This is a genomic window from Bradyrhizobium sp., from assembly GCF_016462955.1.
Classification (GTDB): Bacteria; Pseudomonadota; Alphaproteobacteria; order Rhizobiales; family Xanthobacteraceae; genus Bradyrhizobium.
Genome location: NZ_JAEMSD010000115.1, coordinates 2,361 through 15,910, shown reverse-complemented (window position 1 = coordinate 15,910; position 13,550 = coordinate 2,361). Strand labels below are relative to the sequence as shown.

General features: G+C 64.1%; 11 protein-coding genes. 7 read left to right on the top strand and 4 right to left on the bottom strand.

The genetic code is table 11. From position 1 onward, the window contains the following. Positions 1–27 precede the first annotated feature (27 nt). Positions 28–873, bottom strand: a complete 846-nt coding sequence (gene fghA / locus JHD07_RS14580; protein WP_291623284.1) for an S-formylglutathione hydrolase — start codon at positions 871–873, stop codon at positions 28–30. 68 nt (positions 874–941) lie between these two features. Next, a complete protein-coding gene (locus JHD07_RS14575) occupies positions 942–1,562 on the bottom strand; it encodes a response regulator transcription factor (RefSeq protein WP_291623283.1) in 621 nt (206 codons plus the stop codon). 206 nt (positions 1,563–1,768) lie between these two features. Here JHD07_RS14575 and JHD07_RS14570 point away from each other — a divergent pair, with 206 nt between their 5' ends. Then, positions 1,769–3,127 carry a histidine kinase gene (locus JHD07_RS14570; RefSeq protein ID WP_291623281.1) on the top strand — a complete coding sequence of 453 codons (1,359 nt, stop codon included), beginning with the start codon at positions 1,769–1,771 and terminating at the stop codon, positions 3,125–3,127. 30 nt (positions 3,128–3,157) lie between these two features. On the opposite strand, the gene JHD07_RS14565 is transcribed toward JHD07_RS14570, so the two are convergent. Continuing rightward, positions 3,158–3,817: a response regulator transcription factor gene (locus JHD07_RS14565; protein WP_291623288.1), complete on the bottom strand. Its 660-nt coding sequence runs from the start codon at positions 3,815–3,817 to the stop codon at positions 3,158–3,160. 69 nt (positions 3,818–3,886) lie between these two features. Beyond that, positions 3,887–6,046 carry a PQQ-dependent dehydrogenase, methanol/ethanol family gene (locus JHD07_RS14560; RefSeq protein WP_291623279.1) on the bottom strand — a complete coding sequence of 720 codons (2,160 nt, stop codon included), beginning with the start codon at positions 6,044–6,046 and terminating at the stop codon, positions 3,887–3,889. A gap of 354 nt (positions 6,047–6,400) precedes the next feature. Here JHD07_RS14560 and JHD07_RS14555 point away from each other — a divergent pair, with 354 nt between their 5' ends. The 6 genes from JHD07_RS14555 to JHD07_RS14530 all read left to right on the top strand — a co-directional run bounded on the left by JHD07_RS14555 (position 6,401) and on the right by JHD07_RS14530 (position 13,395). Next, positions 6,401–8,833, top strand: a complete 2,433-nt coding sequence (locus JHD07_RS14555; RefSeq protein ID WP_291623277.1) for a TonB-dependent receptor — start codon at positions 6,401–6,403, stop codon at positions 8,831–8,833. A 164-nt stretch (positions 8,834–8,997) separates the two neighbouring features. Further along, a complete protein-coding gene (locus JHD07_RS14550) occupies positions 8,998–9,165 on the top strand; it encodes a hypothetical protein (protein WP_291623275.1) in 168 nt (55 codons plus the stop codon). Between the two features lie 59 nt (positions 9,166–9,224). Next, positions 9,225–9,632 (top strand): hypothetical protein, encoded by a 408-nt coding sequence (locus JHD07_RS14545; protein WP_291623273.1) that lies wholly within the window; start codon positions 9,225–9,227, stop codon positions 9,630–9,632. A gap of 143 nt (positions 9,633–9,775) precedes the next feature. After that, a complete protein-coding gene (locus tag JHD07_RS14540; RefSeq protein ID WP_291623271.1) occupies positions 9,776–11,242 on the top strand; it encodes a GH1 family beta-glucosidase in 1,467 nt (488 codons plus the stop codon). Between the two features lie 274 nt (positions 11,243–11,516). Continuing rightward, positions 11,517–12,749 (top strand): acetyl-CoA C-acetyltransferase, encoded by a 1,233-nt coding sequence (locus tag JHD07_RS14535; RefSeq protein ID WP_291623269.1) that lies wholly within the window; start codon positions 11,517–11,519, stop codon positions 12,747–12,749. 343 nt (positions 12,750–13,092) lie between these two features. Further along, the gene (locus tag JHD07_RS14530) at positions 13,093–13,395 is read left to right on the top strand and encodes an HU family DNA-binding protein (protein WP_025037698.1); all 303 of its coding nucleotides are present in this window, start codon (positions 13,093–13,095) and stop codon (positions 13,393–13,395) included. Positions 13,396–13,550: the final 155 nt, after the last annotated feature.

Here is a 13,550-nt window from a genome sequence, read left to right as displayed (position 1 = left end):
GGATCCCTCCAGGGGAGGGTAAGAAGATCACGCCTTCAATCTCTCCGCATGCCAATGCAGGTGATCGCTCATGAAGGTCGAGATGAAATAGTAGCTGTGGTCGTACCCCGCCTGGCGCCGCAGCGTCAGAGGGATGCCCGCCTTGGTGCAGGCCGCTTCGAGCAGCTCGGGCCTCAGCTGTTCCTTCAGAAAATTGTCGGCGTCGCCGACATCGACCAGGAAGCCGGGGAATTTCGCGCCGTCCTCGATCAAGGCCACCGTGTCGTGGTTGCGCCAGGCATCCTTGTTCGGCCCGAGATAGCCGGTCAGCGCCTTGATGCCCCAGGGCACGAGCGAAGGCGCCACGATCGGCGCGAACGCGCTGGCCGCGCGGAAACGGTGCGGGTTGCGCAGCGCCACCGTCAGCGCACCGTGGCCGCCCATCGAGTGTCCCATCACCGATTGGCGCTTGGCATCGACGGGGAAATTCTCCGCCACCAGCTTCGGCAGCTCGTCGGTGACGTAGCTCCACATGCGATAGTTGCGCGCGAACGGCTCTTGCGTCGCATCGACATAGAAGCCGGCGCCGAGGCCGAAATCATAGGCGTTGTTGGCATCGCCCGGCACGTCGGGTCCGCGCGGTGAGGTGTCGGGCGCGACGAAGACCAGGCCGAGCTCGGCGCAGGCCTTGCGGAATTCGCCCTTCTCGGTGACGTTGGCATGCGTGCAGGTGAGCCCGGAGAGGTACCAGACCACAGGCAGCTTGGCGCCGTCCGCATGCGGTGGAACATAGACCGAGAACACCATGTCGGTTCCGGTGGCCGCGCTCGCATGGCGATACACGCCCTGCACGCCGCCATGGGATTTGTTCGTCGAGACAGTTTGAATGGCCATGCACAAGACTCCGCGGCTTCTCACCACACCAGGATTGCAACGCTTGTGTGACCGAATTCGCGGCGCCGTCAAGCGACGCCGCTGTCGATCGCCAGCCGCACCAGCTCGACCGAGGTCTTCACCCCGAGCTTCTGGCGCATGATTGACGAGGTGTTGGCCACCGTCTTGTAGGACGATTGCACCAGCCAGGCGATCTCGGACAGGCTCTTGCCTGCGCTGAGCAGCCGCAGGATCTCCATCTCGCGCGCGTTCAGTTTCGACAGCGGGCTCTGTGCCAGCGTCGGCCCGGCAAAGGCGATGCTGCGCGCGATCGCACTCGGCAAATAGGTGCCGCCGCCGCCGACGGCGCGGATGGCTTCGACGAGGTCGTCGGGGTCGCCGGTCTTGGAGACGTAGCCCTTGGCGCCGCACTCGATCGCGCGCGCAGCGAAGGCGGGGTCGTCGTTCATGCTGAACATGATGATGCGGGCATCGGGCGCGCGCTCGAGGATGCGGCGCGCGAGTTCGAATCCGGAGACGGTCGGCAGGTTGATGTCGACAATGCAGAGGTCGGGGCGCTCGACGATGAAGACGCACTCGCCGTCCTCGGCGTCCGCCGCCTCCAGGATCTCGATCTCGCCCTCGTCGGCCAGCACGGCACGGCAGCCGGAGGCGACAATGGGATGATCGTCGACGATCAGAATGCGCATAGGCGTTCCCTGCGACAGCGCGTTCCCCTGATTAGAACTGCCTGTTCTGTGCCGCATGTCGGCGGTATGAGCATCAGTGTGTCTCATGTCGCCGCATGCAACCCGGCCGGGATTGCTGTACGCTTCCGATTAAATATCCCTCGCTTCGCCCCTGTCAACGGCATCGGACAGCGGCCGCGAGGCTTCGCGAGGCACGAGCGAGACCCATGTGGCAGAATTTATCCTTGCGCGGGCGCATCAACCTCCTGCTGGCGCTGCTGCTGGCGCTGGGGCTCGCGGTCAATATCGGCCGCCAGGTCGCCGAGGCCGGCCCGCGCGTGCAGGCCGAGGACCAGAGCGTAATTCGCCTTGCGCGCGAGTTCATCGAGATGATCGTCGCCGATCTCAACGAGGCGCCCGATCCGGATGCCAGGCTCAACCAGATCGCGCGCGATCTCAGTCGCCTGCGCCATGTCAGCATCACGCTACGGGACGCCGGCGGCCTGCCGCTGACGCCTCCCCGGCTTGACGGTGACGCCGACACGCGCGCGCCACCGGCCTGGTTCGTCGCCCTGGTGCATCCCGAGCAGACCGCCGTCACCGTGCCCGTCTCGATTCAAGGCAAGCCCGGTTCACTCGTGATCACCTCGCATCCCGACGACGAGATTGCCGAGATCTGGGACGGCATCGTGACGCAGCTCGAAGTCGGCTCGGTGATCGCGCTCGCGCTGTTCTTCCTGATGATGAGCGTGGTGGGCCGGGCGCTGGCACCGTTGCAGTCGCTGGCGGACACGATGGGCAAGCTCGAAGGCGGACATTACGAGGCCCGCGTGGAGCCAGGCGGCGCGCCGGAACTCGCCGCGATCTGTAACAAGCTCAATCATCTTGCCGCGACGCTGCACGAGGCGGTCGAGGACAAGCGGCGTCTTGCCGAGCGTGCGGTGTCGCTCCAGGACATCGAGCGCAAGGAGATCGCGCGCGAACTGCATGACGAGTTCGGGCCCTATCTGTTCTCGCTGCGCGCGCATGCGAGCGCGCTGGCGAAGCTGGCGGACGGACGCGCGCCGAGTGCGGATGCGGTGCGGAAGCATGGCAGCGCCATGCTGGAGCAGCTCAATGCGCTTCAGCAGTTCAATCGCCGCGTGCTGGAACGGCTTCGGCCCGTGGGCCTTGCCGAACTCGGCCTGCGCCAGGCGCTGGAATCACTGTCGCGGCTGTGGCGGGAGTCCCATCCAGACGTTGCGATCGAGACCTCGATCTCGCCGGCGCTGGGCACGACCGGCGAGACCGCCGACCTCACCATCTACCGCATCGTGCAGGAGGCGCTCACCAATGTGTTCCGCCACGCCGGCGCCACCTCGGTCAATGTCGTCATCGAGCCCGTGCACCAGCACGGGCGTGACGGTCGGGTCTGCGCCCGGGTGCGGGTCAAAGACAACGGCCGGGGCATGGAGCCGGGCCAGAAGCTCGGCTTCGGCCTCGTCGGGATGCGCGAGCGGATCCTGGCGCTGGGCGGCACGCTCAATGTCGTGTCCGGCGATGGGGGGGTGACCGTCGAGGCCTTGGTTCCGACTGGCTCGTCCTGATCCGAATTGACGTCGAAACCGTGGCGCGCGTCAATTCGAACCGTCTGCGTCGCCCGCGAGCTCGTGCGCTCGGCGGAGCAGATCGCTGGTGCGACGGATACCGAGCTTGATCCTCGCCTGCTTGACCAGCCGAGCGACGGCGCGCGGCGTGATATCCAGCTCCTCGGCGATCGCAGGGTATGCGTTGCCCTGGCCCAGCAGGCTGAGCGCCTCCCTTTCTCTGCGGGTCAGGGCGGCGGCCTTGCCGAATTCGACGTGATCGGGCAGGGGGACCCCGCGCAGATTGATCCGCTCGTCGACATAGCGATGACCCAGCCTGACCTGGCGCACAGCCTTCGGCAGCTCGTCCGGCGGAGAGTCCTTCAGCAGATATCCGATGGCTCCCGCCTTGATCGCGGACGCGACGATGCTTGCGTCCGCGTGCATGCTGAAAACCAGCACGCGGGCGAGCGGTGCACCCGAGGAGATGCGGTGCAGCAGGTCGACGCCGCCCAGTGCTTCTCCGGGAAAGGTCAGATCCAGGATGACGACTCCGGGCCGGTGCTCCAGGAACGCCTGATAGCCACTCGGCACGTCACGCGCAGCGACGACGTCCTCGACGTCGCCCAGCACGAGGCGGCAGGCTTCTGCAACGATCGGATGGTCATCGACGACGAGTATCGGATTCAAATGGAATACTCTGGTTTGCATCATGCTGCATTGATGCAACGTTAGCGTTGAAGCCGGCTGCGGCGCTGCCGCCGCAGCCGTGCCGCCACGTCACTTCTTCGGCCGTATCGCGTCGGCGGTGCCCTGGATGAAGGCCTGGATCTTCTCCACGTCGGCTTCCGTCAGTTTGCCCGTGAAGTCCGGCATGCCCTTGTCCCGGAACGGTCCCTTGAAGACGATGCTCTTGAGGTTGGCGATCTCCTCCGCCGGCACATAGCCGAGATTGCGGACGTTGCCGCCCTTGTCGACGCCGGGCACGCCATGGCAGGTGGCGCAGGCGGCGACGTAGAGCGCCGTTCCTTCCGGCACGTCCTTGGGATCATACGGCACCCCTTGGAGCAGGCCTTCGGTCTGGTACTTCACGAATTCCGGCAGCGGCGCCTTGCCGTTGAGCGCGAACGTGTAGACCGTTCCAGGACTTTGCCGCTCGGTCGCCCGCTGCGCCATGCCATAGACGCCGCCCCAGCCGACGGCGATCGAGACATACTGCACGCCATCGAGCAGGTAGGTCGAGGCCGCTGCGACGACCCCTGTGCCGGTCGGTGTTTCCCACAGCGACTTGCCGGTCTTGGCGTCATAGGCGACGAAGCGTCCGTCGGCGGTGCCCTGAAACACCAGGTTTCCGGCCGTGGTCAGCGTGCCGCCGTTCCATGGCGAGGGGTATTCAACGCGCCAGGCTTCCTTCTGCTTGACCGGGTCCCACGCGATCAGGCGCCCGAACGGAAGGCTCTTTGGCGGCTCTCCGTTGAGCACGAAACCGACATTCCAGCCGGTGGCGCCGCCGAACTTGCCGGGCGTTGCCGCATTCTGTTTGAACATCTTCTCCGGAATGAGGTTCACCGGCACGTTCTGCGCCGGCAGATAGACCAGCCCGGTCTGCGGGTTGAACGACATCGGATGCCAATTGTGGGCGCCGTAGGGCCCGGGGATCGAGTCGTATGGCGCTTCGCCGCGCGCGGCCGGCACCTCGATCGGGCGGCCGTTGGCGTCGTAGCCGGTGGCCCAGTTCACATCGACGAAATTCTTCGCCGAGATGAATTTGCCGTTGGTGCGGTCGATCACGAAGAAGAAGCCGTTCTTGGGCGCGTGCAGGATCACCTTGCGCGGCACGCCGTCGATGTTGATGTCGGCGAGGATCATTGGCTGGGTCGAGGTGTAGTCCCAGTGGTCGCCGGGCGTCTCCTGATAATGCCAGACATACTTGCCGGTATCGGCGTTCAGCGCCACGATCGAGGCGAGATAAAGATTGTCGCCGCCGGCGGGGCTGCGAACGTTCCTGTTCCAGGGCGAGCCGTTGCCGGTGCCGATATAGACGAGATTGAGATCGGGATCGAAGGTGATGGTGTCCCACGGCGTGCCGCCGCCGCCGTTAATCCAGTACTTGCCGGCGGGGTCCCACGTCTTGGCCGCCTTCTCCATCGACTCGTCTTCGAACGGCTTGGAGGGATCGCCGGGCACGGTGAACCAGCGCCACAGTTGATCGCCGCTCTCCGAATCGTACGCAGTGACGTAGCCGCGCGCGCCATATTCGGCGCCGCCTTGCCCGATCACGACCCTGCCGTTGAAGACGCGCGGCGCCCCTGTGATGGTGTAGGAATGCTCGTGGTCGATCAGCGTGTCCTTTTCCCAGACCTTCTTGCCGGTTGCCGCATCGAGCGCGATCAGTCGGCCGTCATAGGCCGCCACGAACACCTTGCCCTTGTAGAGCGCGACGCCGCGGTTGACGACGTCGCAGCAGCCCTTGTAGCCGAGCTCCCGGTTGACTTCCGGATCGAACGTCCAGATCCGCTTGCCGGTGCGCGCGTCGATGGCATGCACGACGCTCCACGAGGCCGTCTGGTACATGATGCCGTCGACGACGACCGGCGTCGCCTCGACGCCGCGTGAGGATTCGAGATTGTAGGTCCAGACCAGGCCGAGGCCCTTGACGTTGTCGCTCGTGATCTGGTTGAGCTTCGAAAAGCGGGTCTCCGCGTAGTCGAGACCGATGGTCGGCCAGTTGGTCGACGTCGCGGCGTTCGCCTTGATGTAGGCGCTGTCCACCTGCGAGGTGATGGCCTTGATGCTCTCCGGCGTCGGGCTGTTTGTCTGCGCAGACGCGGCGATGATGGATACCGCGAGACCGAGGCCGGTGACGAGAGCTGTGACGGCGCTTCTGCGGACTGGGCGAGCCGATGAAGATCGAAGTGAAAAACGGTCGCGCAGCGTCATCATGTCCTCCCGGTGTTTTCCCTTTGCCGCAAAAACACCCCGCCACGAGGGCGGGGTGAGTCTGCGGATGAAATGACTCGCGATCGGATCGCGACGTCGAGCCAAGGATTGCACGAAGGTCTTTCGCGAAGTTCGGCAAAAAGTCTCATGGCGGCCGGGAATAGTTCCCGGCCGGACCGTTGTGGCTCACGCACGGCGCCGGATCGGTCGGGAAGAATTCCCGATCCGGTCGGGAATTCGTGCTGCGGAGGACGCGGACCTTTTACGCTGGTGCTTGTCTGCTGTTGGCCTGTATCGTTCGCCTAACCGGCGGGGCAACAAAGAGAGCCGGACGATACGGGTGGAGGCGTCAGTATGCGCGTTCGTGGTCTGGTCATCGTTTCAATTTCCACGGGAATAGTCATCGCGAGTGACGCCGTGGCTGCCCAGGACGAGCAGACCAACGTCCAGAATCTGCCGCCGGTCGAGGTGGCGGCGCCAGCGCCATCGGCAAGGCCCATCACATCGGCGCGTCCGGTGGCGCGCGCGGGGGCGCCGGGGTCCGCCGCTCTGAGGACGCGTCTTTATGTCTATCCCACCTCGCCGGGCACCGGGCGGGGCCTCGACGTCGACAAGGTTCCTTCCTCCATCAACGCCGTCGATGCCGGTCAGATCAGGCGCACCAATTCTCCGAATATCGCCGATGCCTTGCAGCAGTACGTTCCCGGCGTCAGCATCAATGAAGTGACCGGCAATCCGTTTCAGCCCGATATTCAGTTCCGCGGCTACGTCGCTTCACCCCTCGCCGGGACGCCGCAAGGGCTCGCCGTCTATCAGAACGGCGTGCGCATCAACGAAGCCTTCTCCGATATCGTCAATTGGGATCTGATTCCGACGGCTGCGATCCGCTCGGCGGTCGTGGTCACCAACAACCCGGCGTACGGCCTGAATGCCCTCGGCGGCGCCATCGATCTGCAGATGAAGAACGGTTTCAATTATCAGGGGGCCGAGATCGACATCATGGGCGGCTCGTTCGGTCGCATTCAGGGCTCTGCGCAATGGGGCAAGCAGGTCGATGGAAACTGGTCTGTCTATGGCGCACTCGAAGGCATTCACGACAACGGCTTCCGCAATTTTTCGTCGTCGGACGTCCGGCGCTTCTACGGTGACGTCGGCTATCGCTTTGAAGGGAACGAATTCCACCTCAATGGTGGCGTCGCCAACAATTCGCTGGCTGGTCCCAGTACTGTTCCGGCCGAACTGCTCCAGCAATATTGGGGGGCCACCTACACGACACCACAGACCATCTCCAACAAGGTCGCTTACCTCAACTTGACCGGCAAGGTGGAGGCGACCCCGACCTGGACCTTTGAAGGCACGGCACGCTTGCGGCGCTTCAAACAAGGTACGGTCGACGGTAACCCGACCGATACCCTGCCTTGCGACGACCCGACCTTGTTGTGCTTTGACGATGACGACGTCCCGGCTTTCGGCCTGAATGGCGTGCAACTCGCCAACACCTTTGCACCTGGTGCCATTCTCAGCCAGATCGATCGCACCTCCACCAAGTCGACGTCGTTTGGCATATCCGGACAGGCGACCAACACGGATCAGCTGTTCGGTCACGGGAACCGCTTTGTGGTCGGCGCAAGCTATGACCTCAGCAAGACGCATTTCACAGGCAGCACCGAATTGGGAACGATCGGCACTAACTATGTCGTTACGGGCAGCGGCATATTCCTCGGTCAGTCGGGCGAGCCGACGTCGATCGGCCCGGTGTCGCTTCGCACCGTCAACCAGTATCAGGGCCTCTATGCGCTGGACACGTTCGACGTGACGGATCGTTTTGCGATCACTGGCGGCGGACGGTTCAACGCCGCCCAGATTTCCCTGATGGACCAACTCGGCACCGCGCTCAACGGCGATCATGCCTTCTACCGCTTCAATCCCATCGTCGGAGGCACCTTCAGGATTACGCCCGAAGTGACGGCCTATGCCGGCTACTCCGAAGCCAACAGAGTGCCGACACCGCTCGAGCTCGGCTGCGCCGATCCGGCGCGGCCGTGTATCATCGGACAATTCCTGGTCGCCGACCCTCCGCTGCAGCAAGTGGTGTCCAAGACGGTGGAAGCAGGCTTCCGCGGTACGAAGGAGCTGATCATCGGTTCGCTCGGATGGAAGGTCGGTGCCTACCGGGCCACCAACTACGATGACATCGTCGCGACCCCGATCCCGGGCCTGACCGGTTTCGGTTTCTTCCAGAACGTCGGTCGCACCCGCAGGCAGGGGCTCGAAGCCGAGGTGAGCCTGAAGTCGAACGTGCTGGCGTTCCAGGCAAGCTATGCATTCCTCGATGCGCGCTTCCTCGATGCGCTCACGCTGGGCTCGGATAGCCCGTTCGCGGACGCCGACGGCAATATCCAGGTCCTGCCGGGCAATCAGATTCCGCGCCTGCCGCGACATCTCATCAAGGCCAGCGTCGAATATGCAGTTACCGATGTCTGGAAAGTCGGTGGCGACGCACTCTTCGTCTCAAGCCAGTTCTTCCTTGGTGACGAATCCAACCAGTTTCCGCAATTGCCGTCCTACACCGTTTTCAATCTGCACACGTCCTATCAGGTCACGAAGAACGTCCAGCTCTATGGTCGCGTGAACAACATCTTCGACCACCGCTACTCGACGCTCGGCACCTTCTTCGACCGCGAAGCCCTGCCCAACTTCACCAATGGCGCGGAATTCACCGACCCGCGCTCGCTGAGCCCGGCAAGGCCGCGCGCGTTCTACGCGGGGATGCGGGTGACGTTCTGAAGAGGGGAGCCGTGGCGCGGCCGGTGCTTCGCCGGCCATGCCGGCTTCTCGTCCGCCAGCGGATGGGACGCGCATTAACCTGCCGGCAACCATAGCAAATGATCGGAAAATTTTAACGAAACTGCTCGGCTGTTTCCGCGTCAGTTCGTCGGAGGGCCCGCCTGATGACAGAGCGCCAGTTGAGAGAACAGGAATTCAAGATCGCGCGTTACCGGCATCTGGAGCGGGAAGTGACGGATCCGCTTGCAGCGTGCCTGCTTCACAGCATCATCGAGGAGCTTGAAGCCGAGCTGCGGAGAGACATGCCTGATCGGCACGGGCCGCGCGGTTAACGCTTTCTTAGCGCTGATGATGCGGATTGTCGCGTGGGGCACCAACGGAGATGGCTCCCATGCTGAAGGACGGGACATATGCGGCGTGGTACAACACGCCGCTCGACCAGGGCACCGGAATCGTCCACGTCGCAGACGGCCAGATCTGGGGCTGCGACAGTCTGATGACCTATCACGGCTCCTGTGAGGTGGATGGAGATCGCTTCACTGCGACCGTATCGACGAAGCGTCACACCGGCGGTCGCCCCACCGTCTTCGGCACCGAAGATGAGCTGACCTTGACGATCGAGGGAAGCTGCCCCGGCAAGATCGCGACCTACACCGCGACGGCACCTCAGGCGCCGGGCATGATCCTCCACGGAACACTCATTCTCACGGAACAACAGCCGCCCGCACCCGAACGAACCGGGCAGATGCCGGCGTTCAATCCCGGCAAGCTGCCGAAATTGCCGAAGCGGTCGCGCTGAGTGCGAGCAAGCGCGTCGGCCCGCATCCATATGTCGCGCCACGCCGCCAGATTCTGCATCCGGGTTTCGCCAACGCTTGCTTTTCAAACCGCCCTGGACTCGCCATTGTGCGCCCGCAACAAGCCGGAAGTGGAGCAGCATCAATGACGGACAAGGTCTCGCGTCGCCGATTCGCGAAACTCGCGGGACTGTCTGCAGCCGGCTTGACCGGTTCCCTCGACGCAGTCGAAGCCAAGCCGGCAGCAACGCCACGCGCCCGAAACAACGGCTTCCCCGCCGGCTTTCTCTGGGGCACGGCGACCTCGTCCTATCAGGTCGAGGGCGCGGTCAACGAAGACGGGCGAGGGGCCTCGATCTGGGACAAGTTCGTCCGCATCCCCGGCAAGATCGAGGACGGCACCACCGGCGATCGTGCCAATGAGCATTATCACCGCTACAAGGAAGACATCGCCCTCATCAAGCAGCTCGGCTGCAGGGCTTATCGCTTCTCGGTGGCCTGGCCGCGGATCTTTCCGGACGGTGACGGCAAGCCCAACCCGAAGGGGCTCGACTTCTACAACCGTCTCGTCGACGAACTCCTGAAGAACGGCATCGAGCCGTGGCTGACGCTCTATCATTGGGACCTGCCGCAAGCGCTTCAGGACCGGTTCGGCGGCTGGCGCTCGACGGAGACCTGCAAGATCTTCGGCGACTACGCCGCCTATGTCGCCGAGCGCCTCACGGATCGCGTCAGGAACGTGTTCACGCTGAACGAGAGCGGCCGCTTCGTCTATTTCGGCTACGGCATCGGTATCGACGCGCCGGGCGTGACGCTGCCGCAAGCCGAGGTCAACCAGATCAGGCACAACAGCGCGCTGGCGCACGGGCTCGCGGTACAGGCGGTGCGGGCCCATGGCCGCCGCGGTACGAGGGTGGGGCCGGCCGAGAACATCGACGCCTGCGTGCCCGCGATCGACACGCCGGAAAACGTTCGCGCCGCGGAGATCGCGCTGCGCGAGATGAATGCCGGCTATCTCAACGTCATCATGACCGGCCGCTATACCGACGCCTTCCTGAAATTCGCCGGGCCCGACGCGCCGAAATACACCGATGCGGAGCTCAAGATCATCTCCTCGCCGATCGACTTCCTCGGTCTCAACATCTACGCGCCGCAGAACTACGTGGTGGCGACGGATGAGGGCGCGGGCTTCAAGCCGCTGCCGATCCCGAAATCCTTCCCGCACATGAATTCGGACTGGCTGCGCGTCGGGCCCGAGACGATCTACTGGGTGCCGAAGCTGGCGGCGAAGATCTGGAAGACGGATGCGATCTACATCAGCGAGAACGGCACCTCCGGCGACGACGTGGTGTCGCCCGACGGCAAGATCTACGACACCGACCGCATCATGTATCTGCGCAACTATCTCACCCAGCTCCAGCGCGCCACCGCCGAGGGCGTGCCGGTGCGCGGCTATTTCCTCTGGAGCCTGATGGACAATTTCGAATGGGTGTACGGGCTGAACAAGCGGTTCGGGCTCTACCACGTCAATTTCGACACCCAGGTCCGCACGCCCAAACTCAGCGCCAGCTTCTATCGCAACGTGATCGCCAAGAACGCGTCGGGGGTGTGATCGCGCCCATAGTGTAGAGGTCGCCATGCCCGGGCTTGACCCGGGCATCCACGTTCTTCGCGCGACGTAGCAAGGCGTGGATGGCCGGGCCTTCGCCGCGCCGAAGCGGCTTCGGCCGCGCAGGCGGGACAAGCCCGGCCATGACGTCGCGGAGGCTTTCGCGCAGCGGAAATCTAGGCGAGGGGCTGGAGAAAGCGCGCAGCGCTGCGCATTGACTCTCGTCTCCCCCTTATTCAGAACCGTCCTCAACACTCACAACGAGAGGATAACGTCCATGCCCGACGCACTGATCATCGATGCCTGCCGGACCCCCCGGGGCGTCGGCAAGGCCGGCAAGGGAGCTCTCTCGGGCATTCATCCGCAGCAGCTGGGCGCAACCGTGCTGCGCGCGCTTGCCGACCGCACCGGGATCAACACGGCCGATGTCGACGACATCGTCTGGGGCTGCAGCGCGCAGGTCGCAACGCAAAGCGGCGATCTCGGCCGCATGTCCGCGCTCGATGCCGGCTACGACGTGCGCGCCAGCGCCGTGACGCTGGATCGTTTTTGCGGAAGCGGCATCACCAGCGTCAACATGGCGGCGAACTCAATCATGGCGGGCGCCGAGGACCTCGTCATCGCCGGCGGCTGCGAGATGATGTCGATGGAGGGCCGCCGCGGCGGCGGCCCGATGATGATGGACAACGGCAATCTGCGCCTGCGCGCGAAGCATCCGCAGTCGCATCAGGGCGTCTGCGCCGACGCGATCGCGACGCTGGAAGGGATCACGCGAAGGGACGTCGACGCGCTCGGGCTGGAGAGCCAGAAGCGCGCCGCGCATGCGATCGCGAACGGGTACTTCAAGAAGAGCCTCGTGCCCGTCCACCGCGAGGACGGCAGCCTCGCCCTCGACCACGAGGAATATCCGCGGCCGCAGACCACGATGGAGGGGCTGAGCAGCCTGAAGCCGGCATTCCCCGCCATCGCGGACTACGCGCTCGACGACAAGGGCACGACCTATCGCGGCCTGATCTTGCAGGAATACCCTGATCTGGACATCGACTTCATGCATCACGCCGGCAATTCCTCCGGCGTCGTCGACGGCGCCGCTGCGATCCTCCTGGCCTCGCCCGCCTATGCCAAGGCGCACGGCCTCAAAGCCCGCGCCCGCGTGGTCGCGATGGCCAACATGGGAGACTCGCCGACCCTGATGCTGAACGCGCCGGTGCCGGCAACGCGCAAGGTGCTGGCCAAGGCGGGCCTCACCATCGACGACATCGACCTGTTCGAGATCAACGAGGCGTTCGCCGTGGTGGCGGAGAAATATATCCGCGACCTCGAGCTCGACCGCGCCAAGGTCAACGTCAATGGCGGCTCGATCGCGCTCGGTCATCCCATCGGCGCCACCGGCTCGATCCTGATCGGCACCGTGCTCGACGAGCTCGAACGGCGCGATCTCAAGCGCGGCCTCGTCACCATGTGCGCCGCCGGCGGCATGGCGCCGGCCATCATCATCGAGCGCGTCTAGTCGATCGCCCCCTCACTTTCTCCCTGTTTTTACGGGGAGGAAGACCGGCGACATGCGATCCGCCCTTATATTTCAGGGTGAAATACGCGCCTCCTTTCACAAAGAGGGCGGTCGTCGCTTGTCGAAAGCGGCGAATCAGCTTTAGCAAGATGTCGTGCGGGCCTTTGAAACAAGGCAAAATCCGCTGCTCAAGGCTCCTTCCGCACTGGAAGCAGCTAAAATGCAGGGTTTTTTGTCACAGAGGGCCAAAAATGCCCGTAAAACCGCGACAAAACTGTGCAGAAGGCTATAGGCCTTCGCCGGTTGGTCTAATATGCAGCCGTCACGAATCAGAGGAGACACGATGGCCACCCAAATGTCCAAATCGCAGTTGATCGAAAAGATTGCGACCGCCACAGAGCTTTCCAAGCGCGACGTCAAGAACGTCATGGAGACGCTGACCGATGTCGGCCACAAGGAGCTCAAGAAGAACGGCCTGTTCCTGGTGCCGGGCTTCGCCAAGTTCGTGGTCATCAAGAAGCCCGCGACCAAGGCGCGCAAGGGCACCAACCCGTTCACGGGCGAAGAGATGATGTTCAAGGCCAAGCCGGCCCGCAAGATCGTCCGCGCCCGCCCGGTCAAGGCGGCCAAGGACGCCGTGGGCTAACAAACGCAAAGGCCCCCTCGTCGAGGGGGCCTTTTGTTTGGGGCAGCCGCGAGGCCTGAGACGGAGGGGCTCAGTCCTTGCGGCGCTTCACCCGGACCGGGACGGGCTGAAGCCGCGGCTCGGGTCCTGCGAGCGCATCGCGAAGCCGGTCGATC

Excerpts from the sequence above, each read along its gene's own strand:
- fghA (WP_291623284.1), bottom strand. The coding sequence starts at position 873 with ATGGCCATTCAAACTGTCTCGACGAACAAATCCCATGGCGGCGTGCAG.
- JHD07_RS14575 (WP_291623283.1), bottom strand. The coding sequence starts at position 1,562 with ATGCGCATTCTGATCGTCGACGATCATCCCATTGTCGCCTCCGGCTGC.
- JHD07_RS14570 (WP_291623281.1), top strand. The coding sequence starts at position 1,769 with ATGTGGCAGAATTTATCCTTGCGCGGGCGCATCAACCTCCTGCTGGCG.
- JHD07_RS14565 (WP_291623288.1), bottom strand. The coding sequence starts at position 3,817 with ATGCAAACCAGAGTATTCCATTTGAATCCGATACTCGTCGTCGATGAC.
- JHD07_RS14560 (WP_291623279.1), bottom strand. The coding sequence starts at position 6,046 with ATGACGCTGCGCGACCGTTTTTCACTTCGATCTTCATCGGCTCGCCCA.
- JHD07_RS14555 (WP_291623277.1), top strand. The coding sequence starts at position 6,401 with ATGCGCGTTCGTGGTCTGGTCATCGTTTCAATTTCCACGGGAATAGTC.
- JHD07_RS14550 (WP_291623275.1), top strand. The coding sequence starts at position 8,998 with ATGACAGAGCGCCAGTTGAGAGAACAGGAATTCAAGATCGCGCGTTAC.
- JHD07_RS14545 (WP_291623273.1), top strand. The coding sequence starts at position 9,225 with ATGCTGAAGGACGGGACATATGCGGCGTGGTACAACACGCCGCTCGAC.
- JHD07_RS14540 (WP_291623271.1), top strand. The coding sequence starts at position 9,776 with ATGACGGACAAGGTCTCGCGTCGCCGATTCGCGAAACTCGCGGGACTG.
- JHD07_RS14535 (WP_291623269.1), top strand. The coding sequence starts at position 11,517 with ATGCCCGACGCACTGATCATCGATGCCTGCCGGACCCCCCGGGGCGTC.
- JHD07_RS14530 (WP_025037698.1), top strand. The coding sequence starts at position 13,093 with ATGGCCACCCAAATGTCCAAATCGCAGTTGATCGAAAAGATTGCGACC.